Here is a 22,792-nt window from a genome sequence, read left to right on the forward strand (position 1 = left end):
ACCCTCTAGAATCCTTATTTTTGTAACATTAAAAATCGACATAATTTTCATGATGTAATTGACAATAAATTTGATTGAAAATTATCTAAATAAAACTTTATTTAATGAATACTAATTCGTTTCAATTAAGACACATTGGTCCTAACCAAAAGGAGCAAGAAAAAATGTTACAAGCTATTAAAGCAGATAGTTTAGAACAGTTAATTAATGAAACTGTGCCAGATAATATTCGTTTAAAAGACGATTTAGATTTAGCACCAGCCATGAGTGAATATGAGTATTTGGCTCATATTAAAGAACTTTCTGAAAAAAATAAAGTTTTTAAAAGCTACATAGGTTTAGGTTATCATGAAGCAATTGTGCCAAGTGTAATTCAACGTAACATTTTAGAAAATCCAGGTTGGTATACAGCTTACACACCTTACCAAGCAGAAATTGCTCAAGGTCGTTTAGAAGCCCTATTAAATTACCAAACTATGGTTTGTGATTTAACTGGAATGGAATTAGCAAATGCATCTTTATTAGATGAAAGTACAGCAGCTGCAGAAGCTATGGCTTTACTTTTTGATGTTAGAGAACGTGCAAAGAAAAAAGCAGGCGCAAATAAATTCTTTGTTTCTGAAGAAATTTTACCTCAAACACTATCGCTTTTACAAACAAGATCTACTCCTATTGGAATTGAATTGGTTGTTGGTAATCATGAAGATTTTACGTTTGATGATGATTTTTTTGGTGCCATTTTACAATATCCAGGTAAATTAGGTCAGATTTTTGATTATGAAGAGTTTGTTGCAAAAGCAAACGATAATGATATTAAAGTTGCAGTTGCTGCAGATATTTTATCATTAGTAAAATTAAAAGCACCAGGTGAATTTGGTGCATCTGTGGTAGTTGGTACAACACAACGTTTTGGAATACCTTTAGGTTATGGAGGACCTCATGCTGCATTTTTTGCTACAAAAGAAGCTTACAAAAGAAGTATTCCTGGAAGAATTATTGGCGTTACTAAAGACATGAATGGTAAGCGTGCTTTAAGAATGGCATTGCAAACTAGAGAACAACACATAAAACGTGAAAGAGCAACATCTAACATTTGTACTGCTCAAGTATTGTTAGCTGTTATGGCTGGTATGTATGCTGTTTATCATGGAAAAGATGGTATACAATACATTGCAGATACTGTACATAACAAAACTAAATTAGTTGCAGATTATTTAGAAAAAGCTGGCTTTAAGCAACTAAACACGTCTTACTTCGATACTCTTTTAATAGAAATAGAAGAGGCAAGATTAAAGCCTGTAGCAGAATCGTTTAAAGTGAATTTTAATTATGTTTCTGATAATTTAGTTTCACTTTCATTGAATGAAGCAACTACAGAAAAAGATTTAATGAACTTATTTACTTTATTTGGACAGTTAAAAAAACGTCCAAATCCTGTAAAAGAAGAAAATTACGATAGCTTTTCTAGAATTTTAACGCAAGAACCTTTTCATTCAGATTTTGATGTAATTGCAGATAATGTAGCTAGAAAAACATCATTTTTAGAAAACGAGATTTTTAATACGTATCAATCAGAAACAGATATGATGCGTTATATTAAAAAATTAGAACGTAAAGATTTGGCTTTAAATCACTCTATGATTTCTTTAGGCTCTTGTACAATGAAATTAAATGCTGCTTCTGAAATGTTGCCTTTAAGCAATCCTCAATGGGGTAATATCCATCCATTTGTGCCTTTATACCAAGCTAGAGGGTATCAAGAGGTTTTAAAGAAATTAGAGCATCAATTAAATATTATTACAGGTTTTGCAGGTACATCTTTACAACCTAATTCTGGTGCTCAAGGTGAATTTGCTGGCTTAATGACAATTAGAGCTTATCATCAATCTAGAGGAGATTCTCATAGAAATATTTGTATTATTCCTGCCTCTGCTCATGGTACAAACCCTGCTTCTGCTGTAATGGCTGGAATGAAAGTTATTGTTACCAAAACTGCAGAAAATGGAAACATTGATGTGGATGATTTAAGAGAAAAGGCAGAAAAGCACTCAGATAATCTAGCTGCATTGATGGTAACTTACCCATCTACTCATGGAGTTTTTGAAAGTGAAATTCAAGAAATCACTAAAATTATTCACGATCATGGAGGTCAGGTTTATATGGATGGTGCCAATATGAACGCTCAAGTAGGTTTAACAAATCCGGCTACAATTGGTGCTGATGTTTGTCATTTAAACTTACATAAAACATTTGCAATTCCACATGGTGGAGGTGGTCCTGGAGTTGGCCCAATTTGTGTTGCTCCACAATTAGTACCATTTCTACCAACCAATCCAATCATTGAAACTGGAGGAGAAAAATCAATCACAGCAATTTCTGCTGCTCCTTGGGGTTCTGCACTTGCTTGTTTAATCTCTTATGGGTACATAACTATGTTAGGTTTTAGAGGATTAACGAACTCAACAAAAAATGCCATTTTAAATGCAAACTACATCAAAGAACGTTTAGATGGGCATTATGATACTTTATATACTGGAGAAAAAGGTAGAGCTGCACACGAAATGATTATTGATTGTAGAGATTTTAAACAAAATGGAATTGAAGTAGTTGATATTGCTAAACGTTTAATGGATTATGGATTTCATGCACCTACAGTTTCTTTTCCTGTAAATGGAACTATGATGATTGAGCCTACAGAATCTGAAAGTTTAGCTGAATTAGATCGTTTTTGTGATGCAATGATTGCAATTCGTGAAGAGATTAAAAATGCTACAAAAGAAGATGCAAATAACACACTAAAGAATGCTCCTCACACTCAAGAAATGTTAACTAGTGATGAATGGGATTTCCCATATTCTAGAAAACAAGCAGCTTTTCCTTTAGAATATATTGCTGACAATAAATTTTGGCCAACTGTGAGAAGAGTTGATGATGCTTATGGTGATCGAAATTTAATTTGTTCTTGTAACCCTATTGAGGATTATATGTAAACAATAAATAAAATAGATTAAAAAAACCACCTTTTAAAGGTGGTTTTTTTATGGTTGAAAATTGTGATGTTTATTTAGAATTGTTGATATAACCAAGTTTTTATAACGCCTTTTTTATCACCTAATTCAATAGACAGCAATTCAACTTTTTTTTCACATTTAAAATTAAAAGGCTCTTTTGTTATGCATAATCCACTTTGTTTTTTCAATCGGATTCCTTGACCAGAGATGATATCTTTATTTGGCTCAAATTTGCTTGATGGCAAGTGTTCTGTTAGTACTATGTATTTATAAGCATTCAACTTACTTAAAATCATTTTAACTTCTTTATTTGAAAGATGTTGTAAAACTTGCCTTATGATGACAACATCTGCTTTAGGCAAAGCATCCTTAGCAATATCGAGACATAAAAACTCTAAATTTTCCTGTATAAATTTTGACTTGTTATAATTGATTACATTTTCTGCAATATCTACAGCTATGTATTTTTTTGCATATGGAAGAATTTGTTGACCAATGTTAAAATCACCACAGCCTAAATCTAGAATTGAAACAGATTTTGGTAGCGATTTTAAGAAATCTAAAACACAGTTAATATAAGGAACTCTAATCTGCATATCATGAGAACCTGAACCAGAATAGTATGATTTGGAATTGCCTCCCCAAAGATTTTGCTCATAAATTTGCTCCATAGCCTTTTTGGTTGGCCAAGGTTTTTTCTTTTGGTTGTTTTTAGAATCTTGCATCTAAACTAGAGTAGCCTTACTTAAAATACTTTTAATTATCATTTTAGCATGTACTCTCGAGTTTTCTATAAACCATTTATGGGTTTCCATTCCTCCACAAATTACTCCAGCTAAATAAATTCCTTTTACATTGGTTTGCATGGTTTCTTTATCATACTCTGGTATTTTTTTCTCATCATCAGAAAGCTTGATTCCCATATTTACTAAGAATTCAAAATTAGGTTGATAACCTGTAAGCGCTAGCACAAAATCATTTTCTAATTTAATATTTCCATCTGGAGTGTTTACCTTTATTGAATGCTCTTGAATTTCTGTAACCTCAGCATTAAAATAAGCTTTAATACTTCCTTCCTTTATTCGATTAATAATATCTGGACGAACCCAATATTTTACACGTTGTCCAACCTCAGATCCTCTAATTATTAAAGAAACCTCAGCTCCTTTTCTATAACATTCTAAAGCTGCATCGATTGCTGAATTACTTGCACCAATAATTGCTAACTTTTGACCAGCATAAAAATGCGGCTCTTTGTAATAATGAGAAACTTTGTTTAAATCTTCTCCCTCAATTTTAAGTTTTTTGGGTAAATCATAAAAACCTGTTGCTACAATTATATGCTTGGCTTGGTATTTATTTTTAGTTGTAATAACCGTAAAATCAGAATAATTCTTAGTTACTGCATTTACCTTTTCAAATAAATTAATATTTATATTATTAGATGTAGTTATCCTTCTATAATACTCTAAAGCTTCTGCTCTATCTGGTTTTGCTGCTTTACTTATAAATGGAATATCATCAATCTCTAACTTTTCTGATGATGAAAAAAACTGCATGTTTACAGGATAATTGTAGAGTGAATTTACAATTGGGCCTTTCTCAATAATTACATATGACAAACCTTTTTTCTTAGCCTCTAAACCACAAGCAATTCCTATTGGTCCTCCTCCAATAATTAATACATCAAACCAATTGTCTTTCATATACTTTTTCTAAATTCACAATACTATCATCTTCCATTCTCCTAAAAATATGAGTTGGATTCAGATTACCTAAATTATCTATACCCATTGCTCCTGCAACTTCTTTTATGGCTTTTATAGTTTCATTATGATAATTTTTTACTCTTATATTTTTCTTAGCAACTACCAAGGCCTCATTCAAATCTTCATCTTGAGTGGCAACTCCAACAGGACAGGTATCCATATTACATTCTCTTGCTTGGATGCAGCCTAAACTAAGCATAAAACTACGAGCCATACCAACTGCATCTGCTCCAAGTGCTAATAAACGAATAACATCAAAAGCATTCATTGCCTTACCACTTGCAATAATTTTAATTTGTTTTCTTAAGTTGTTATTTTCAAGTATTTTGTGAATAAACAACAACCCTTCAATTAACGGAGTTCCCATGTAATTTGTAAATTCTAAAGGAGCTGCACCTGTACCACCTTCACCACCATCAACAGCAATATAATCTGGGTAATTATTAAGTGTAGAAAACGTCTTTATCATCTCTTCAATTTCTTCATTATTACCTACACACAATTTTATACCTACAGGTTTACCTCCAGACAAATCTCTCACCTCTTGAATAAAAGCAACCATTTCTTCAAAATTTGAAAAAGCTGAATGTGAAGGAGGAGATAAAACATCTGTCCCCTCTTCTACCACACGAATTTCTGCAATTTCTTTTGTGTTTTTCTTTGCTGGTAAAATTCCTCCATGACCTGGTTTTGCTCCTTGAGATAATTTAATTTCTATCATTTTTACCTCAGGTTTTAATGCATTTTCTTTAAAAATGCCAGCATCAAAAACTCTTTTTCCTTCATCATCGGTTTTACCTGCTCCAAAATAACCTGTACCTACTTGAAACACCAAATCACCACCTTGTAAATGATAAGGAGATACACCTCCTTCTCCTGTATTGTGTGTAAAATTGCCCATTTTTGCTCCTTGGTTTAAAGCTAAGATTGCATTTTTGCTTAATGAACCAAAAGACATGGCTGAAATTCCCAAAATTGAAGTTTCTAATTTTTGCGAACATTTATCTGAGCCATAAACTATTCTATCTCCTGTTACATTATGATGATCTTTAGGAAATAAAGAATGTTTTACAAATTCGTAACCATCATTATACAAATTATGTTGTGTACCAAAAGGTATGGTTTCTGTTTGCTTTTTTGATCTTTGGTATACCAAACTCCTTTGCTCTCTGCTTAAGGGTGTACCATTTAAGTCATTCTCAATAAAATATTGTCTAATTTTTTCTCTTTCTTCTTCAAAAACCCAACGTAATCTGGCCACCAATGGAAAAGACCTCAATAACGAATGTTTACGCTGCAAAGAGTCATAGATTGCCATTATGAATAACAAGAGGAAAATAGAAAATAATATTACACTACCTGCTTCTCTAACATAATACAATAGAATTCCAGTAGAAATTGTAAGTAATGCAAATGTGGTAAGTATAGTTTTTTTCATGGCTAAAATTTAGATTAGTAAAAATAAGACTTTACAAACTTAAAAGGAAACCCGAATCTGATGTGGATTAATAATTTATGTTTTAGAGCACAAAAAAACTCCAACAAATAAATGTTGGAGTTTCTATATTTTTAAAAATCCTAAAAAGCTTACTTCTTGAATTTCTTGTATTTGTTTTTAAATTTATCAATACGTCCTGCAGCATCAATAAGTTTAGATTTACCAGTGTAAAATGGGTGAGATGTTCTAGAGATCTCTAATTTTACTAAAGGATACTCAACACCATCAACTTCTAAAGTTTCTTTAGTGTCTACAGTAGAACGTGTTAAAAAAACATCTTCATTAGACATGTCTTTAAAAGCTACCATTCTATAATTTTCTGGATGAATTCCTTTTTTCATTTTATAATATTTTAATTCTTAAATGTTATGTTTGCAGAATAAAGTTGGTAAAGTTTTATTCTAAATATCAAAACAGATTTTACTATTTTGAGGATGCAAATTTAATGATATTTTTTAATATACAAATAAATAAATTACTTTTATTTATGAGATCTATCAATTTACCTTTAAACCTTTGCAAATTAAGTGCATAAAAACGATTAAAGCAAGAATTACAATTTATAAAAAATGAAAAAGTTAAGCATTATTACCTCTTTAATTATCTTATTATTCACAAGCTGTGATGATACTTATAAATTAAAATTAAGGGTAGAAAATAAAACAACTTTAGATAAAAACATTACCATTAATCTAGAAGAGGAAAATAACAAACCTTTAGATAAGGTTCAGTTTTTTATAGATGGTAAAGAAGTTGCAGCAAATGGAAATAGTTTAGAAATAAATACTGCTGATTTTGGTTTAGGAAAACATCAAGTTTCTGCTTTAGTTTTTATACCAGGTAAAACTAAGAAGGTAAATAACTCTTTTGAAGTATTTGCCAATATTGAACCAACGATCTATGGGTATGAAATAATTAATACCTATCCTCATGACAAAAAAGCCTACACTCAAGGATTAGAATATTATAATGGCTTTCTTTATGAAACTACTGGAAGAAGAGGACAATCATCTTTAAGAAAAGTAGAAATTAAATCAGGAAAGGTTTTACAAAAAATAGACTTAGATAAAAAATACTTTGGTGAAGGCATGACCATTGTAGATGATAAAATCATCTGGCTAACTTGGCAAAATAACAAGGGCTTTGTGTATGATTTAAATAGTTTTGATCAAATAGGTGAGTTTAAATACAACCAAAGTAAAGAAGGTTGGGGTCTTACTCAAAATGAAACTGAACTAATTAAATCTGATGGTACAAATAAAATTTGGTTTTTAGACAAGAGCACTCAAGAAGAAAAGAGAGCTTTACAAACCTATACCCATGATAGAGCTCTAAGTCAACTAAATGAGTTAGAATTAATTAATGGTAAATTATATGCCAATTATTATCAAAAACCTATTATAGCTGTTATCAATCCTGCAAATGGTGTAGTTGAAGGACTTATCAATCTAAAGGGTTTAGAAGCTGAAATGAAAAAATCGCAAAAGCTTGTGGAAGATGATGAAGTATTAAATGGTATTGCTTATGATGCCAAAAATGATAGATTATTTGTAACCGGAAAAAACTGGGGCAACTTATTTGAAATCAAATTGATTAAAAAATAATAAATCAATCATTTAAAAGTTCTATTTTTATACAAAACTGATTTATGCGTTATTTAGTTGCCTTACTAATTTGTGTTGGTTTAATTACAATGAGCTCTTGTAGAAAAGATTTTTCTACAATACCAAATTTTGGAAGTTTAGAGTTTTCTAAAGACACTGTTTTTTTAGATACTGTATTTACAAATATTGGTTCTGCAACTTATAACTTAAAAGTTTACAATAGAGGTGGTAATGCAATTACAATTCCTAGAATTGCTTTAGAAAATGGAACATCATCTAATTATAGATTAAATGTAGATGGCATTCCTGGTAAAGAATTTAACAATATAGATATTCTTGCTGAAGACAGTATTTTTGTTTTTGTAGAAACTACTATTGATGCAAGCTCAATAACAAATCCTTTATATACAGATCGTATTTTGTTTGATACAGGAGCTAATCAGCAAGATGTAGATTTGGTAACCTTAGTGCAAGATGCCAACTTTATTTTTCCTGGTAAAGATCCTATTACCATGAAAATTGATAGTTTAACTCTTGATGGACAACCAACTACAATAAAAGGCAGATTTTTAGAAGATTCAGAACTTACAATTAACAATACAAAACCCACAGTTATTTACGGTTATGCTGCTGTTGCTGCTAACAAAACACTTACCATAAACGCAGGTTCACAAATATATTTCCATTCAAATTCTGGCTTAATTATCGATAAAGAAGCTAGTTTGCGAGTAAATGGAACCTTAGATGAAAAAGTAACCTTTCAAGGAGATCGATTAGAAAATAGTTTTAGCAAAATTCCTGGTCAATGGGGAACTATTTGGATGCGTGCAGGAAGTAAAAACAATGAAATTAAACATGCACAAATTAGAAATGGAGTTATAGGTATTTTAATAGACAGTATTGGGTCTAACACCACACCTACTCTTAAATTAGAAAACTCTGAAATATACAACAACTCAAACTTTGGTATTTTAGCAAGAGAAACAAATATTGAAGCATACAATGTTGTTGTTGGCTCTGCAGGACAAGCTTCATTAGCGGCTACTGTTGGTGGCACTTACAACTTTACACATTCTACTTTTGCAAATTTTTGGAATAATGGAATTAGACAATTACCTGCAGTGCTAGTAAATAACTTTTTTGTTTTTATTGATGCAAATGGTAATGAAGTTACAGCAACCAGAGATTTAAATGCAGCCAATTTTACCAACTGTATTTTTGATGGTAATAACAACATTGAATTTCTTTTAGATAAAGTAGATGGTAGTACTTTTAATTATAGTGTTAAGAACTGTTTAATTTCATTTAATGATTCTAACAATGCTTTTGATGGTAATCAAGAAATGGATTTTACCAGCTCAAATTATGAGAATATCATCTTAAATGGTACCTCTAACTTTAGAAATACTCAAAATGAAGATTTTATCATTGGAGAGAATTCAAGTGCCATTAATAATGCAATTAGCACACCTTTTACATCAGACTTATTAGGTGTAGATAGAACCGCTAACCCAGCAATAGGTGCTTATCAGCACATTATCTTTTAAATTAAATATGGTTTATTTTAAAGGAAGAAAATTTACTTCTTTGTAGTAATAGAAGTTTTACTAGAAAAGTATGAGTATAAATTTTTAATGGCTATAGTAAACCACAGAAGTATAAATATCCAAGTCCCAAAATTTATCTTACTCAAAGCCACGAATTCGATTTTACCAACCACGAATTCGTTTAATATGATTATAATCCCTAGTAAAGCCCAGAAAATGTTTAAATATTTTCTATTCATTTTATTAAAATAAATACTTCTTGGGGGACTTAGCTATTTACCTCAAAGATAAATATTTATTATTAATAATTTAATTATTTATCTAATAATACCTTATTGTTTGTATACAATACCGTTTTTCATAACAAACACTACATTTTCCATAGTTGCAATGTTCTCTGTTGGATCATCATTTACTGCTATAATATCTGCAAAAAAGCCTTTATCAATCTGCCCAATTTCATCAGACATTTTTAAAATCATTGCATTCGTTATAGTTGCTGCTTGAAGGGTTTCCATAACAGGCATACCAGCTTCTACCATAAAGCCAAATTCCTTACCATTAACTCCATGTTTAAAAACACCTGCATCTGTACCAAATGCAATACCTACTCCTTTTTTATATGCTCTACCAAATGTACCTTGAATTTGTGGACCAACTGCTAATGCTTTTGGCACTACTATATCTGGATAAAATCCAGCTATTTTTGCTTTTTCTGCAACTTCTTTTCCAGCAGTAATTGTAGGTACTAAATAAGCATCGTATTTTTTCATTAAATCCATAGTTTCATCACTCATATATGTACCATGTTCAATGGTTTTTACACCTCCAATTATTGCTCTTTGCATACCTTCATCTCCATGAGCATGAGCAGCCACATGCATACCATAATCTTTAGCCATTTCACAAATTGCCTTAATTTCTTCTATAGTAAATTGAGGATTATCTCCAGATTTAGCAACACTTAAAACACCTCCAGTTGCAGTAATTTTAATACAATCAGCCCCATTTTTGTAGCGTTGTCTAACCGCCTTTCTACCATCTTCTACCGAGTTTACAACACCTTCTTTTGGCCCTGGATTACCAATTAATTTTCTGCTACTTCCATTTGTAGGATCTGCATGGCCACCAGTTGTAGCTAAAGATTTACCTGCTGTAAAAACTCTAGGACCAGGAATTTTATCTGCGTTGATGGCATTTCTAAGCGAAATATTTACACCTGTACCCCCTAAATCTCTAACTGTTGTAAATCCATTTTTTAAGGTAGTTTCTGCAAATTTTACAGAGTTATATGCAACATCTGCCTCATCTAAAATGTATTTATTAATTCTTGTTTTATCATCATACTCCATTTCTAAATGCACATGCATATCTATTAAACCCGGCATTACAACTTTATCCCGTAAATCTATAAAGTTTGCACTTTTAGGCATAATGTAGCCGTCTTTAACCTCAGCAATTTTATTGCCTTTAACAACAATAGTTTTTTCTTTATAGATTTTACCTAATTTGGTATCTACCAATTTTCCACATAAAATGTAGCTAGTTTGTGCTGAAATATTTTGGGCAATTAGTATTGCAAAAAGAACTAAAAATAATTTCTTCATTTATCTTGATTTAATTCTTAAATGTATGAAAAAATAAGTAATTTGCTATTAATTATAAATTTTGAATGTTAATGAAAAATGTTGTTATAACAGGTACAAGTAGAGGAATTGGTTTTGAATTAGCCCAACAATTTGCGAACAATAGCCATAATGTACTTGCTTTATCTAGAAATGATAAGCCATTAAAAGCCGTAAATCATAAAAATATACATACACTTTCTGTTGATTTAGCTGTTGATTCTGACATTCATAAAGTAAAATCATTCATAGAAGATAATTGGAAAACTGTTGATATTTTAATAAACAACGCTGGTAAACTAATCAACAAACCATTTACAGAGCTTACGTCTAATGATTTTATAGATGTTTACAAAGTAAATGTATTTGGTGTTGCTGAATTAACAAAAACATTAATTCCGTTTTTACAAAAAAACAGCCATGTGGTTACTATCAGCTCAATGGGTGGTGTACAAGGAAGTATGAAATTTCCTGGCTTAGCTGCATATAGTTCTGCAAAAGGCGCAGTAATTACGTTATCTGAATTATTAGCTGAAGAATATAAGGAAGCAGGAATTGCTTTTAATGTTTTAGCTCTTGGAGCAGTACAGACAGAAATGCTAGATGAAGCTTTCCCTGATTACAAGGCTCCTCTATCTGCAAAAGAAATGGCAGATTATATCTACAATTTCTCATTGACTGGAAATAAATTTTACAATGGAAAAATATTAGAAGTTTCTAGCTCTACTCCATAATTTTAAAAAATTGAACTCCATTCTTTCTAAGTACATACCGGACAAAGCAGTGTTAATGGTTCAATATTTAATTGAACAGAATAACTTTAGCCTAAAAATTGTAAACCAAAGAGAAACTAAACATGGAGATTTCAGAAAAATGCCAGATGGCAGTTTTCAAATCACGGTTAACAACAACTTAAATCAATATCAATTTTTATTAACGCTTGTTCACGAAATTGCACATCATATAACGCATCAGAAATTTGGTAGAGTTCAACCTCATGGAAAAGAGTGGAAAAAGGTTTTTCAACATTTAATGTTACCTTTCTTAAAGCCAGATATTTTTAAATATGAAATGTTACCTCATTTAGCCAATTATTTAAAGAATCCCAAAGCCAGTACTGATTCTGATGCAAAATTATCGTTAGCTTTAAGAGAGTTTAAGCCTAGTTCTGGAAAGATATTTGTTTTTGAACTACCCTTTGGACAAGCCTTTTTATTTAAAAACACCACTTACAAAAAAGGCAATAAAAGGAGAACTCGTTTTGAATGCCTAAACACAATAAACGGAAAAGTATATTTGTTCAATCAAAATGTTGAAGTAGAAATTATTGATAATTAAACACTCTATTCTCGCTTAATAAACAAGGTATCTAATTTCATTTCTTTTTGCAACCAAGCCCTTAATTCTAACTCCTTATTAATTAAAACAGAATCTTTTAATTTATCATTCCAATTAATTGTTGCTACAGGAATTGTATCAATTTTGATAAAATCTTTGGAATATAACTCTCTAGAAAAGGCTATAGACTCAATATTATTATATCTAATTTTTGCTTCTTTTATAACTGAACTAAAAGCAATAGCCTGTTGATTTTTATTTAAAGCATCTTGTTCAATTCTTGTATTTAAAGAAGAAATAGTTTGTTTCAGCTCAGTGATTTGTTTGTGCAATCCATCAATAATATTTTCGCTTTCTTGCAACTCTTCTCTTTTCTCTTTGTATGCAGTTGTAATGAGTTCAAAACTCTTAGTATCACTACCTTTTATTTTAATATCAAAATCTTTAATCTTAATATATTCTTTATTATTTAATTGATTTTTTATCAAATTTCTTTCGCCATCACTCACTTCATTAAAGAAGCTCATCTTGATTTCTTTATCTTTTATACTTAGTTCTGGATCTCCAATAAGTTGAAAACCGTCAATTTCTTTTATTTCATTCTTAACGAAATTATCAAATTGATTGGTAATTTGACTGTCTTCAAAAACTCTTAAAAAAGTGAAAATAGCAGGTATCATTACAGCTACTCCAACTACTGTAGCAATAGTCGAGTAACGTTTTCTTTTAGCAGCGTTTGCATATTTATGCATAGGAAAACGCAACAATTTCATCACTAAAAATGTTGCTAAAGCAATAAAAATAGTATTTATAGTAAATAAATACATTGCACCAAAGAAGTAAGAAAAATTAGCTTTGGCCAAACCATAACCTGCAGTACATAAAGGTGGCATTAAAGCAGTTGCAATTGCAACACCGAAAATTACTGAAGCAATTGTACCTCTTTTTGTTCTAGCAACCATTAATGCCAAACCACCAAAAAAGGCAATTAAGACATCTCTAATATCTGGACTAACCCTACCTAGCAATTCAGAATTATCTTCACTAAGTGGAAAAAAATAGAAAAATAAAAATGAAGCAAACAAACTCAAACCAATCATAATACCAAGATTGATTAAAGACTTTTTAAAGGTTTCTATATCATTTAATGCAAAAGACATCCCAATACCTAAAATTGGCCCCATTAAAGGTGATATAAGCATAGCTCCAATAACAACAGCTGTTGAATCTGCATTTAAGCCAATAGAAGCTACAAATACTGCAAAAATTAAAATCCATGCAGTTGCACCTTTAAAGGGAATATCGGCTTTAATTGCCTCTAAAGTTGCCTCATGATCTGTATCATCTCTAAAATCAAAGAGCTCTATTAGAAACTGTTTAATATTTACAAATAAGCCTTTGGCATCATCCTTTATATTTTGAGAGGTATTCTCTTCTGTTGGAGGATGTGGTTTTATATTTTTTTGAATGTCTTCTTCCATGAAATCGTTAAAATAGCTTCGGAAAGATACAAAAAAAAGTATCTGAAATGTAGATTGTTATTTAAGATAGATTTTGTCAATTTCAAGCTGAAAAGACTCTTCTTTTTTATTACCTATTAAAAAAGCAATTTGGGCTAAGGTATCTGAATTAAAATTTTGGATGTCTAATTTTCTTCCTCTAAATGCTGGATACATTTCACTTAATGGAATTTCAACGGTTTCCCACCTCCCACTAGTTTTAAATTGTTTTATATAAGAATAGAAGTTATCATTATCATCTTTAATTCTAAATTGATACTGCTTACCATCACCTTTTATTCTCAATACAATTTTAGTATAATTAGAAATTGATAGTTTATCAAAAGAGTACCTCAATGAAGAAAAACCACCGTTGTTTTTTAATGATATATCTCCATAAAAAAGTCCATTGCCAGCTTCATTTATTTTAAAAGAACCATTAGACCTACCTCCCATAACCACATCGTCTACAATTCTCCAAGAAGACAACTTAGATTCCTTTGAAAAATCAAATAGCAAGTGAGTAGAATTAACCATAAAGAAAAAAGTAAAATATATTAAAAGTGATTTTATCATGTACTAAAAATAACACTTTAAATGCATAATTCGCTAGCAATAAAAAAAACTCTGCAATTTCTTGCAGAGTTTTTAGTGACCGGGCTGGGGCTCGAACCCAGGACCCTCTCCTTAAAAGGGAGATGCTCTACCAACTGAGCTACCAGGTCATTCCTTTCGTTTAAGCGGGTGCAAATATATAAGTTATTTTACAAAAAACAAACGTTTTCATTAATTTGTTTCGTTTAAATATGCCTCTCTTACTTTTTTAAATAAATTAGAAGAATATACGAAACCTACAACTGCCTCATTATCAGTTTTAAACATCTCTTCACTACTTCCTTCCCACTCTTTTTTACCATCCTTTAAAAAAATAATTTTTTCTCCAATTTCCATTACAGAATTCATATCATGAGTATTTATAACCGTTGTTATTTGATATTCTTCTGTAATTTCTTGAATTAAATTATCAATTACTGTAGCTGTTTGTGGGTCTAAACCTGAATTAGGTTCATCACAAAATAAATATTTAGGTTTCATTACAATAGCTCTTGCAATGGCAACTCTTTTTTGCATTCCCCCAGAAAGTTCAGCAGGAAATCTATCATTAGAATCTTTAAGGTTAACTCTATCTAATACAAAATTAACTCGCTCTAACATTTCAGCCTGAGATTGTTTTGTGAACATTTTTAATGGAAACATCACATTTTCTTCAACTGTTTGTGAATCAAAAAGAGCACTTCCTTGAAAAACCATACCAATTTCTTGTCTCCATTGTCTTTTCTCTTCGATACTGAAATTTGTATTTATTCTACCATCAAAAGAAATGGTACCTCCTTCTGGTGTGTGCAACCCAATTAATGATTTTAGGAAAACAGTTTTACCTGCACCACTTTGACCAATAATCAAACTTGTTTTTCCTGGATGAAATGTGGTAGAAATACCTTTTAATACCTCTACATCTCCAAAGCCTTTTCTTAAATCTTTAACTTCTATCATTTATGTAAGTAGCATTTGTGTTAGAAAGTAATTTGCTATCACTATTAAAATGGTTGTCCAAACTACAGATTGTGTACTTGCTTTACCTACTGCTATTGAGCCTCCTTTTACATAATAACCATGATATGAAGGCACTGTAGCTATCAGAAAAGCAAATACTAAGGTTTTGATAAGCGCATAAACTATTAAAAACGGTTGAAAGTCTGTTTGTAAACCTTCTATATAATTTACACCACTAAAAAGCCCAGAAAGCACACCTGCTAACCAACCACCAAACATGCCTAAAACCATTCCTAAAGTAATTAAAAAAGGATAAAAGAGAACTGTAGCAATTACCTTTGGTAAAACTAAGTGATTCAATGAATTGATACCCATTACTTCTAAAGCATCAATCTGTTCTGTAACTCTCATAGTACCAATACTAGAAGTTATATAAGACCCAACCTTACCTGCTAAAATTATAGAGCAGAAAGTAGGTGCAAATTCCAAAATTATTGATCTTTTGGTTGCAAAACCAATTAAAGATCTGGGTATAAAAGCACTATCTAAATTTAAGGCAGTTTGTAATGCAATTACACCACCTATAAAGAAAGAAATGAATAGAATAATGCCCAAAGATTTTAGACCTAATTCTTCAATTTCTTTTAGTAAAGCATCATAAAACACCCTAGCTTTTTGGGGTCTTTTAAAAACCTGCTTTAGCATTAAATAATATTTACCAATGTGTTCTATGTAATTCACAGATTTATTTTTACGCTAAATTAAGAAATAACATTTAGACAATATCTAATTCGCGTATTCAAAATAAAAAATATTTACTTTTGTTATGAATTAGATTTAACAACTCATGAAGAAATACATAGTATATATTTTCACCTCTCTATTTTTTTTAAGTTTTACAGCAAATGAAACTAAAAAAAACAATCCTAAATTAGTAATTGGAATCGTGATTGATCAAATGCGATATGATTACTTAACACGTTTTTCAGATCGTTTTTCAGATGACGGATTTAAGCGATTATTAAATGATGGATTTTCACTAGAAAACGCACATTACAATTTAATTCCAACTTATACTGCAGTTGGTCATGCAACAATTTATAGTGGAACAACACCTAATAGTCATGGAATTATTTCTAATAATTGGTATGATAAATTTTTGAATAAAACTATTTATTGCGTAGATGATGCTAATTATGAAACTGTTGGTAACAGTGGGAAAGCTGGTAAAAAATCGCCCCAAAGATTATTTACTTCGACTTTAGCTGATCAGTTAAAATTACATCAAGTTTCAAAAGGAAAATCAATAGGTATTGCTATAAAAGACAGATCTGCAATTTTGCCTGCAGGCCACACTGCCAATGGTGCTTATTGGTTTGATGGTGGTAATGAGGGTAAATTTATTTCAAGTTCATTTTACATGAATGCATTACCAAAATGGGTTACAGATTTTAATTTATCTGGAAAAGCAAATAGGTATTTAATAGAGCCTTGGACTACCCTTTTTGATATAGATACATACACTAAAAGTATTGCTGATAACAATAATTTTGAAGGTTTATTCAGAGGTGAAACTACACCTACTTTTCCTCATAAAATCCCTCAACTTAGAAATCAGAATGGCAATTACAATATACTAAAGGCAATACCTGAAGGAAATACATTAACTGTAGATTTTGCAAAAGCTGCAATTCTGGGTGAAAAGCTTGGCAAAAGCAAGCATACCGATTTTTTAGCCATCAGTTTTTCATCTACAGATTATATTGGCCATCAATATGGGCCAGCCTCTGTAGAAATAGAGGATACTTATTTAAAGCTAGATAGAGATTTAGCAGATTTTTTTAAATTTTTAGACAATAAGGTTGGTAAAGATAATTATACGCTTTTCTTAACTGCAGATCATGCTGCTGTTCATGTACCTTCTTATTTACAATCGCTAAAAATACCTGCTCACTATTTAAAGATTAATCAGCTTAGAGATTCTATTTCATCAATTACTAAAAAGTATTTTAACTCGAATGAATTTGTAAACAATATTTCTAACTATCAAATTTTCTTAAATAAAAATAAGATTGAAGCTTTAGGTTTTACAAAAAACCAAGTCGCAGATAAAATTGTAAGTGAATTGGAAAATTTAGAAGGCATTTACAAAGCAGTTACTGCCAAAACTCTTCAAACCACTCATTTTACAGAGGGTATTATGAATTCATTACAGAATGGATATAATCAAAAATTGTCTGGAGATGTAATGCTAATTCCTTATCCTGCAACATTGTCAAGATCAAAAACAGGAACTTCACACGGTTCTGGTTATTCTTATGACACACACATTCCTATAATCTTTTATGGAAAAGGAATTAAAAGGGGAGTTTCTAAAAAGCGCTATGAAATTACTGATATTGCACCAACAATGGCTAACTTGCTAGGCATAGAAGCTCCAAATTCTTCAACAGGAAAAATTGTAGTTGAAGCATTAAAAAACTAACTTATGATTAAAAAAATCTTTCTTTTTCTGCTGTTAATTCTTTCTATCAATTTAGGTTTTTCTCAAATTGAAAACTTTAAAGATAGATTTGAATTGCCTAGCGATGTTTCAGAAACTTCTGGACTGCTATTTCTTGATGGAAAAATAATTACGCATAATGATAGTGGTGATGCTGCCAATTTGTATGAATTAGATAGTTTAACTGGTAATTTATTAAGAACTGTAACAATTTCAAATGCCACAAATGTAGATTGGGAAGATATTACAGAAGATGAAACTTACATTTATATTGGTGATTTTGGAAATAATAATGGAGATAGAACCGATTTAAAAATATATAGAATTGCAAAATCTGATTACCTAACAAATGATACTGTAACTGCAGAAACAATAAGTTTTGCGTACGAAGATCAAACTGATTTTACTGTAAGAACTAACATGCATAATTTTGATGCAGAAGCATTTGTGGTTATTGACAATTCATTATACATCTTTTCTAAAAACTGGGCCGATTTAAAAAGTAACTTATATAAAATACCAAAGGCTATAGGGAATTATACTGCTGAAAAAATTAGTACTGGTGATGTAGAAGGCTTAATAACTGGAGCAACTGTTAATAGTGAAGCATACTTGCTTTGTGGTTCTGATTCTGCAGCAAATCCCTTTATAATATACATAAGAAGAAGCCCAATATTTAGTGAGGACATTTTTTTTGCTGGTTTTGATAAAACTACCTTATCCTCTTCTCAATTAGAACAATTTAGCCAAGTAGAAGCAATTACCTCTTTTGATAACGGAAAATTCTATATTTCTAGAGAAAAAGTAGATAGCAATGGAATAAGTTTGACTCAAAAATTATATGAGTTTAAAGACGATCGATTAAAAACCTTAAGCACTAAAAACCAAGAATTTAAAAATTTTACAATTACTCCTAATCCTGCCTCTGACTTTATTAATTTTTCTAATTATGACCACGTTAAAAGTCTTTCTATTTACAGTACTTTAGGTAAGGAAGTTTTTAAATTGACTAATATGAGTTCTCAAGTAAATATTAGTAATTTACCAAAAGGAATGTATTTGGTAAAAGTAAATTTTGAGAATGAGTCTGCAATAACCAAAAAACTGATTAAGCTTTAAAATGAGAAATTAATTGGTGTTTTTTTATTGCTTTTCTAGACAATACAATTCCGATTATTAAAGAAACAAACGCACCAATAGCAATACCTGGAATAAAGTTTATAAATAGAAAAAAGTCATAGGCTCCATGAAAAAGTGTGGCAATTAACAATCCTAATAAATTGTATTTAACACGATTGTCAGAAAACTTAGCCTTGCCCATAAAGTAACCCATTAAAATTCCGAAAGTTGCATGTGCAGGCACTGCAGTAAAAGCTCTGGTTAAACCTGTTGCTACTCCATATTGATAAACGTAAAGAACATTTTCTAAGGCTGCAAAACCCATTGAAACAACAACTGCATACACTATACCATCAAAAGGCTCATTAAAATCAGTTTTTTTCTGTGAGTAGTATTTTACAATAATATATTTTGAAAATTCTTCCACTAACGCTACTACAAAGAACGCTTTTACAAATTGTTGAAAAATATCTTTTTCATCTGTTACAGGGAAAATAATGTTTGCTGCAAACCCTAACACAACAGTTATTATTATACTTACTATAGCACCTAAAAAAAAGTTTTTAACTAGAAGGCCTATGGGTTCTTTCTCATATTTATCTTTTACATAAATATAAATCAATATAACTACAACAGGAGCTAATGCTAATAAAAGTAACCCCATTTTTTATTGTTTTGGTAAAAAAACTTCGGCCATCATACATCTTGCACTTCCTCCTCCACAAGTTTCAATTGTAGATAAAGAACTAGAAATTATCTTACAATGCTTTTGAATTCTATTTATTTGGTCTTTGGTTAAACAATCATAAGCAGATTGACTCATGATTAAGAAACGTTCATTATTGGCACCTTGCACTTGCAACATATTCCCTGCAAAATTAGTTACTTGCTCTTCAGAAATATCTATCACCTCTTTTTTATCTTCTTTTAAAGATTTTAGAACGTGTTTGAGTTCTTTTTTATCATCTATGCAAGACAAGCAGATTACAGCAAAAGTTTCTGCAACACACATCATAACATTAGTATGATAAATGGCTTCTCTAGCTCCATTTACAGTTTGATTTGCAGTAAAAATAACGGGAGTATACTCAAAATCTTCACAAAACTCAATAAACAGTTCTTCGTCTGCTCTTGGAGATAATGCACAATATGCCTTTTGATTTTGTCTATCTAAAATCATGCTTCCTGTACCCTCTAAAAAAATGTTTTGTTCTTCTGCAGACGTATAATCAACAACATTCTCAATTACAAAACCATTTTCTTCAAGCTTTTCTAAAACATCTTCTCTTCGTTCTAACCTTCTATTCTCTGCAAACATTGGGTAAACTGCAACTGTACCATTTGCATGAAAAGAAATCCAGTTATTTGGAAAGATAGAATCTGGAGTATCATTTTCTAAATTATCTGAAATTACAATTACCTCAATTCCAAAAGATTTTAGCTTGTTAACATAATTATCAAATTCTAATTGCGCCTTTTTATTAATCTCTACATTTTTAATACTTAAATCTTCTTGATAGTAATTATTAACCGCTGTTTGCTCATTCATCCTAAAGTTTACAGGACGAATCATCAATATTGAATTCGTAGTTTGTTGCATTAATTTCTAATTAAAATGTAAAATTATGCTTTTTATTTTACAGTAAGAATAAGAATGTTCAATATTATGCAGCAAATTTTATCATTTGTTTAACAGTTTCAAAAGTTAATTCTGTTTAATTTTATCGTTAAATAATTAAACAATAATTAATACCTCAATTCAAATGAAAACAATTTCAAAATTTTTATCGGTTTTAGTAGTGCTAATTTTATTCTCATCTTGTAATGATGATGATGATAATAATGTTACTCCTCAAACAAACACAATTGTCGATGTTGCTTTAAATAATAATTTAACAGAATTAGCAGCAGCAGTAACAAGAGCAGATCTTGCTGGTACTCTATCTAGTGATGGTAATTTTACAGTATTTGCACCTACAAATGATGCTTTTCAAGAATTATTAGATTCAAATGCTGACTGGAATACAATAAATGATATTCCTGTAGAAACTTTAAGAGCGGTCTTATTGTTTCATGTTTTAGATAGCGAAGTTATGTCTAGTGAATTATCTGACACTTATGTAAACACATTGTCAACTGGGCCAAATAACGAAGCAATTTCTTTACAAGTAGAAGTAACTGGAGGTGTTTCATTTAATGGTACTGCAACACCATTAACAACAGATGTAAATGCATCTAATGGAATTGTACATGTTATTGATAAAGTGATGTTACCTCCAAATGTGGTTACTATCGCACTTAATAACAGTGGTTTTACAAGCTTAGTGGCTGCTTTAACTGACTCTAGACACACTACAGATTTTGTGTCAATCTTAAATGGTGATGGACCTTTTACAGTTTTTGCACCTACAAATGATGCCTTTCAAGATTTATTAGATTCAAATCAAAATTGGAATAGCTTGACAGATGTACCAATTGCAACGTTAGATGCTGTTTTAAAATACCATGTTGTGAATGGTTTAAATGTTCAAGCCAAGCAATTATCTAATGGAAATGTGCCAGTTATAGGAGGAAGTATTACAATTGATTTAACTTCTGGAGCACAAATAAAAACTTCAAGCAATCAAACTGTAAATATAATTGTAAGTCCTGCAACCAACGATGTACAAGCTACAAATGGTGTTGTACATGCCATAGACACAGTATTATTACCTTAATATTATTTCGATTTTTACAAAACAAAAACGCTGCTTTATGCAGCGTTTTTTTTATTCTCTAATTAAAGGCATTGTAGAACACCTTAACAAACCTTCTTGCTTGGCAATCTCTGAATAATGCACTTCTTCAACCGTAAAACCATTTTCTCTTAACCAAGTATTTAATCTTTTAAAGTTGACTTCAGATATTACTACATCTTCTGAAATAGAAAATACATTACTATTCATATTGTACATTTCTTCTTTGGTTATTTCAAAGATATTTTCTTCACCAAAGTAATTTTTTAACCAATTATATTCATCCTCTATTAAGAATCCGTTTTTATGTAAAATTGCCTTGTTTTTACCAATTGGTTGAAAACAGCAATCTAAATGCAACGCATTTTCTTTAGCATTGGTATTTGACTTTCTTAATTCAAAAGGTTTTACAATTTTATCTGGAAACTGTTTTTGCAACTCATTTACTGCTGCTGAATTTGTTCTTGCCGTAATAAAATCTGGGTAATCTTCTCCTGAATACGTACCTACAAATAAATAGTCATTCCAAGGCATAACATCACCACCTTCAACATGGCATTCTTCAGGAAGTTGAATTATATTTTCAGAACCAATTAAATCTAAAACATGTTGAATAGCCAAATATTCTTTTTCCCTATCTGGAAGAATATTTGCTTTTACCAATTTATCATCAATTACAAAAGCAATATCTCTAGAGAATATTTGATTATAGTCTTCTATGATTTCTGGCCTATAAACCTCTACATTGTATTTCTTTAATACAGCAGCTACTTCCTCCATTTCTTGAACCATATCTTGTTCTTTAGGATAAGTGCCAGCTAAAACATGCTCTAAACTTTTTGGATCATAACAATCTTCTGGTTTAGGTATTGGCCCAACACTTTTTGCTGTTCCTAAAACTACAGCCTTTAACTTAGAAGTTTCGTTAGTAATATTTAGTTTTATCATTTTATTGATTATAAAAAAAGCCTCATAATTTATGAAGCTTTT

The 22,792-nt window shown here is 30.6% G+C and carries 20 protein-coding genes and 1 tRNA gene; 8 read left to right on the top strand and 13 right to left on the bottom strand.

The annotated features are described in order from the left end of the window. The first annotated feature begins 104 nt into the window (after positions 1 to 104). Positions 105 to 2,990, top strand: a complete 2,886-nt coding sequence (gene gcvP, locus V7R38_RS00725) for an aminomethyl-transferring glycine dehydrogenase (RefSeq protein WP_334055638.1) — start codon at positions 105 to 107, stop codon at positions 2,988 to 2,990. A 74-nt stretch (positions 2,991 to 3,064) separates the two neighbouring features. Here gcvP and V7R38_RS00730 read toward each other — a convergent pair whose 3' ends face one another. The 4 genes from V7R38_RS00730 to V7R38_RS00745 all read right to left on the bottom strand — a co-directional run bounded on the left by V7R38_RS00730 (position 3,065) and on the right by V7R38_RS00745 (position 6,619). Continuing rightward, entirely contained in the window at positions 3,065 to 3,736 is a 672-nt protein-coding gene (locus V7R38_RS00730; protein ID WP_334055639.1) for a class I SAM-dependent methyltransferase, read from the bottom strand. After that, a complete protein-coding gene (locus V7R38_RS00735; protein WP_334055640.1) occupies positions 3,737 to 4,717 on the bottom strand; it encodes a YpdA family putative bacillithiol disulfide reductase in 981 nt (326 codons plus the stop codon). It lies immediately after the preceding gene. Next, on the bottom strand, positions 4,698 to 6,218 hold the full coding sequence (locus V7R38_RS00740; RefSeq protein ID WP_334055641.1) for an FMN-binding glutamate synthase family protein: 1,521 nt from the start codon (positions 6,216 to 6,218) through the stop codon (positions 4,698 to 4,700). The genes V7R38_RS00735 and V7R38_RS00740 overlap by 20 nt, the downstream gene beginning before the upstream one ends. A 149-nt stretch (positions 6,219 to 6,367) precedes the next feature. Continuing rightward, positions 6,368 to 6,619, bottom strand: coding sequence for a type B 50S ribosomal protein L31 (locus V7R38_RS00745; protein ID WP_015482265.1), 252 nt, complete (start codon positions 6,617 to 6,619; stop codon positions 6,368 to 6,370). Between the two features lie 228 nt (positions 6,620 to 6,847). Here V7R38_RS00745 and V7R38_RS00750 point away from each other — a divergent pair, with 228 nt between their 5' ends. Both V7R38_RS00750 and V7R38_RS00755 read left to right on the top strand, forming a co-directional pair. Beyond that, complete coding sequence (locus V7R38_RS00750) at positions 6,848 to 7,882, top strand: glutaminyl-peptide cyclotransferase (RefSeq protein ID WP_334055642.1); 1,035 nt, start codon at positions 6,848 to 6,850, stop codon at positions 7,880 to 7,882. 44 nt (positions 7,883 to 7,926) lie between these two features. Further along, complete coding sequence (locus tag V7R38_RS00755) at positions 7,927 to 9,429, top strand: hypothetical protein (RefSeq protein WP_334055643.1); 1,503 nt, start codon at positions 7,927 to 7,929, stop codon at positions 9,427 to 9,429. 332 nt (positions 9,430 to 9,761) lie between these two features. Here the strand turns inward: V7R38_RS00755 and V7R38_RS00760 are convergent, their stop codons facing one another. After that, on the bottom strand, positions 9,762 to 11,036 hold the full coding sequence (locus tag V7R38_RS00760) for a metal-dependent hydrolase family protein (protein WP_334055644.1): 1,275 nt from the start codon (positions 11,034 to 11,036) through the stop codon (positions 9,762 to 9,764). A gap of 71 nt (positions 11,037 to 11,107) precedes the next feature. Between V7R38_RS00760 and V7R38_RS00765 the strand changes: the two genes are divergently transcribed. Then, positions 11,108 to 11,788, top strand: a complete 681-nt coding sequence (locus tag V7R38_RS00765) for an SDR family NAD(P)-dependent oxidoreductase (RefSeq protein WP_334055645.1) — start codon at positions 11,108 to 11,110, stop codon at positions 11,786 to 11,788. Between the two features lie 55 nt (positions 11,789 to 11,843). Then, positions 11,844 to 12,392, top strand: a complete 549-nt coding sequence (locus V7R38_RS00770; RefSeq protein WP_334055646.1) for a SprT-like domain-containing protein — start codon at positions 11,844 to 11,846, stop codon at positions 12,390 to 12,392. A 5-nt stretch (positions 12,393 to 12,397) separates the two neighbouring features. On the opposite strand, the gene V7R38_RS00775 is transcribed toward V7R38_RS00770, so the two are convergent. The 5 genes from V7R38_RS00775 to V7R38_RS00795 all read right to left on the bottom strand — a co-directional run bounded on the left by V7R38_RS00775 (position 12,398) and on the right by V7R38_RS00795 (position 16,186). After that, a complete protein-coding gene (locus V7R38_RS00775) occupies positions 12,398 to 13,873 on the bottom strand; it encodes a DUF389 domain-containing protein (RefSeq protein ID WP_015482259.1) in 1,476 nt (491 codons plus the stop codon). Between the two features lie 57 nt (positions 13,874 to 13,930). Further along, the gene (locus tag V7R38_RS00780; protein ID WP_334055647.1) at positions 13,931 to 14,428 is read right to left on the bottom strand and encodes a CIA30 family protein; all 498 of its coding nucleotides are present in this window, start codon (positions 14,426 to 14,428) and stop codon (positions 13,931 to 13,933) included. A gap of 115 nt (positions 14,429 to 14,543) precedes the next feature. Continuing rightward, positions 14,544 to 14,616: transfer RNA gene (locus V7R38_RS00785), tRNA-Lys, on the bottom strand. Positions 14,617 to 14,677: 61 nt separating this feature from the next. Then, positions 14,678 to 15,445, bottom strand: coding sequence for an ABC transporter ATP-binding protein (locus V7R38_RS00790; RefSeq protein ID WP_015482257.1), 768 nt, complete (start codon positions 15,443 to 15,445; stop codon positions 14,678 to 14,680). Further along, the gene (locus tag V7R38_RS00795; protein WP_334055648.1) at positions 15,446 to 16,186 is read right to left on the bottom strand and encodes an MlaE family ABC transporter permease; all 741 of its coding nucleotides are present in this window, start codon (positions 16,184 to 16,186) and stop codon (positions 15,446 to 15,448) included. 106 nt (positions 16,187 to 16,292) lie between these two features. On the opposite strand from V7R38_RS00795, the gene pafA reads away from it, so the two are divergent. Together pafA and V7R38_RS00805 are read left to right on the top strand one after the other, a co-directional pair. Then, positions 16,293 to 17,930, top strand: coding sequence for an alkaline phosphatase PafA (pafA, locus tag V7R38_RS00800; RefSeq protein WP_334055649.1), 1,638 nt, complete (start codon positions 16,293 to 16,295; stop codon positions 17,928 to 17,930). A gap of 3 nt (positions 17,931 to 17,933) precedes the next feature. After that, complete coding sequence (locus V7R38_RS00805; protein WP_334055650.1) at positions 17,934 to 19,067, top strand: T9SS type A sorting domain-containing protein; 1,134 nt, start codon at positions 17,934 to 17,936, stop codon at positions 19,065 to 19,067. Here the strand turns inward: V7R38_RS00805 and V7R38_RS00810 are convergent. Together V7R38_RS00810 and ctlX are read right to left on the bottom strand one after the other, a co-directional pair. Then, the gene (locus V7R38_RS00810; RefSeq protein ID WP_334055651.1) at positions 19,057 to 19,731 is read right to left on the bottom strand and encodes a PrsW family intramembrane metalloprotease; all 675 of its coding nucleotides are present in this window, start codon (positions 19,729 to 19,731) and stop codon (positions 19,057 to 19,059) included. The genes V7R38_RS00805 and V7R38_RS00810 overlap by 11 nt on opposite strands. Positions 19,732 to 19,734: 3 nt before the next feature. Further along, a complete protein-coding gene (ctlX, locus tag V7R38_RS00815) occupies positions 19,735 to 20,667 on the bottom strand; it encodes a citrulline utilization hydrolase CtlX (RefSeq protein WP_334055652.1) in 933 nt (310 codons plus the stop codon). Positions 20,668 to 20,830: 163 nt separating this feature from the next. On the opposite strand from ctlX, the gene V7R38_RS00820 reads away from it, so the two are divergent. Next, positions 20,831 to 21,784, top strand: coding sequence for a fasciclin domain-containing protein (locus tag V7R38_RS00820; protein ID WP_334055653.1), 954 nt, complete (start codon positions 20,831 to 20,833; stop codon positions 21,782 to 21,784). Positions 21,785 to 21,835: 51 nt separating this feature from the next. Here the strand turns inward: V7R38_RS00820 and V7R38_RS00825 are convergent, their stop codons facing one another. After that, positions 21,836 to 22,750, bottom strand: coding sequence for a dimethylarginine dimethylaminohydrolase family protein (locus tag V7R38_RS00825; protein WP_334055654.1), 915 nt, complete (start codon positions 22,748 to 22,750; stop codon positions 21,836 to 21,838). Positions 22,751 to 22,792: the final 42 nt, after the last annotated feature.

It is taken from the genome of Polaribacter sp. P097 (assembly GCF_036864555.1).
GTDB lineage: Bacteria > Bacteroidota > Bacteroidia > Flavobacteriales > Flavobacteriaceae > Polaribacter.

Coding starts and splice junctions, on each gene's coding strand:
- V7R38_RS00760 (WP_334055644.1), bottom strand. CDS start 11,036: ATGAAGAAATTATTTTTAGTTCTTTTTGCAATACTAATTGCCCAAAAT.
- V7R38_RS00765 (WP_334055645.1), top strand. CDS start 11,108: ATGAAAAATGTTGTTATAACAGGTACAAGTAGAGGAATTGGTTTTGAA.
- pafA (WP_334055649.1), top strand. CDS start 16,293: ATGAAGAAATACATAGTATATATTTTCACCTCTCTATTTTTTTTAAGT.
- V7R38_RS00750 (WP_334055642.1), top strand. CDS start 6,848: ATGAAAAAGTTAAGCATTATTACCTCTTTAATTATCTTATTATTCACA.
- V7R38_RS00825 (WP_334055654.1), bottom strand. CDS start 22,750: ATGATAAAACTAAATATTACTAACGAAACTTCTAAGTTAAAGGCTGTA.
- V7R38_RS00740 (WP_334055641.1), bottom strand. CDS start 6,218: ATGAAAAAAACTATACTTACCACATTTGCATTACTTACAATTTCTACT.
- ctlX (WP_334055652.1), bottom strand. CDS start 20,667: ATGCAACAAACTACGAATTCAATATTGATGATTCGTCCTGTAAACTTT.
- V7R38_RS00770 (WP_334055646.1), top strand. CDS start 11,844: ATGGTTCAATATTTAATTGAACAGAATAACTTTAGCCTAAAAATTGTA.
- gcvP (WP_334055638.1), top strand. CDS start 105: ATGAATACTAATTCGTTTCAATTAAGACACATTGGTCCTAACCAAAAG.
- V7R38_RS00755 (WP_334055643.1), top strand. CDS start 7,927: ATGCGTTATTTAGTTGCCTTACTAATTTGTGTTGGTTTAATTACAATG.
- V7R38_RS00790 (WP_015482257.1), bottom strand. CDS start 15,445: ATGATAGAAGTTAAAGATTTAAGAAAAGGCTTTGGAGATGTAGAGGTA.
- V7R38_RS00735 (WP_334055640.1), bottom strand. CDS start 4,717: ATGAAAGACAATTGGTTTGATGTATTAATTATTGGAGGAGGACCAATA.
- V7R38_RS00780 (WP_334055647.1), bottom strand. CDS start 14,428: ATGGTTAATTCTACTCACTTGCTATTTGATTTTTCAAAGGAATCTAAG.
- V7R38_RS00810 (WP_334055651.1), bottom strand. CDS start 19,731: ATGGGGTTACTTTTATTAGCATTAGCTCCTGTTGTAGTTATATTGATT.
- V7R38_RS00805 (WP_334055650.1), top strand. CDS start 17,934: ATGATTAAAAAAATCTTTCTTTTTCTGCTGTTAATTCTTTCTATCAAT.
- V7R38_RS00775 (WP_015482259.1), bottom strand. CDS start 13,873: ATGGAAGAAGACATTCAAAAAAATATAAAACCACATCCTCCAACAGAA.
- V7R38_RS00820 (WP_334055653.1), top strand. CDS start 20,831: ATGAAAACAATTTCAAAATTTTTATCGGTTTTAGTAGTGCTAATTTTA.
- V7R38_RS00745 (WP_015482265.1), bottom strand. CDS start 6,619: ATGAAAAAAGGAATTCATCCAGAAAATTATAGAATGGTAGCTTTTAAA.
- V7R38_RS00730 (WP_334055639.1), bottom strand. CDS start 3,736: ATGCAAGATTCTAAAAACAACCAAAAGAAAAAACCTTGGCCAACCAAA.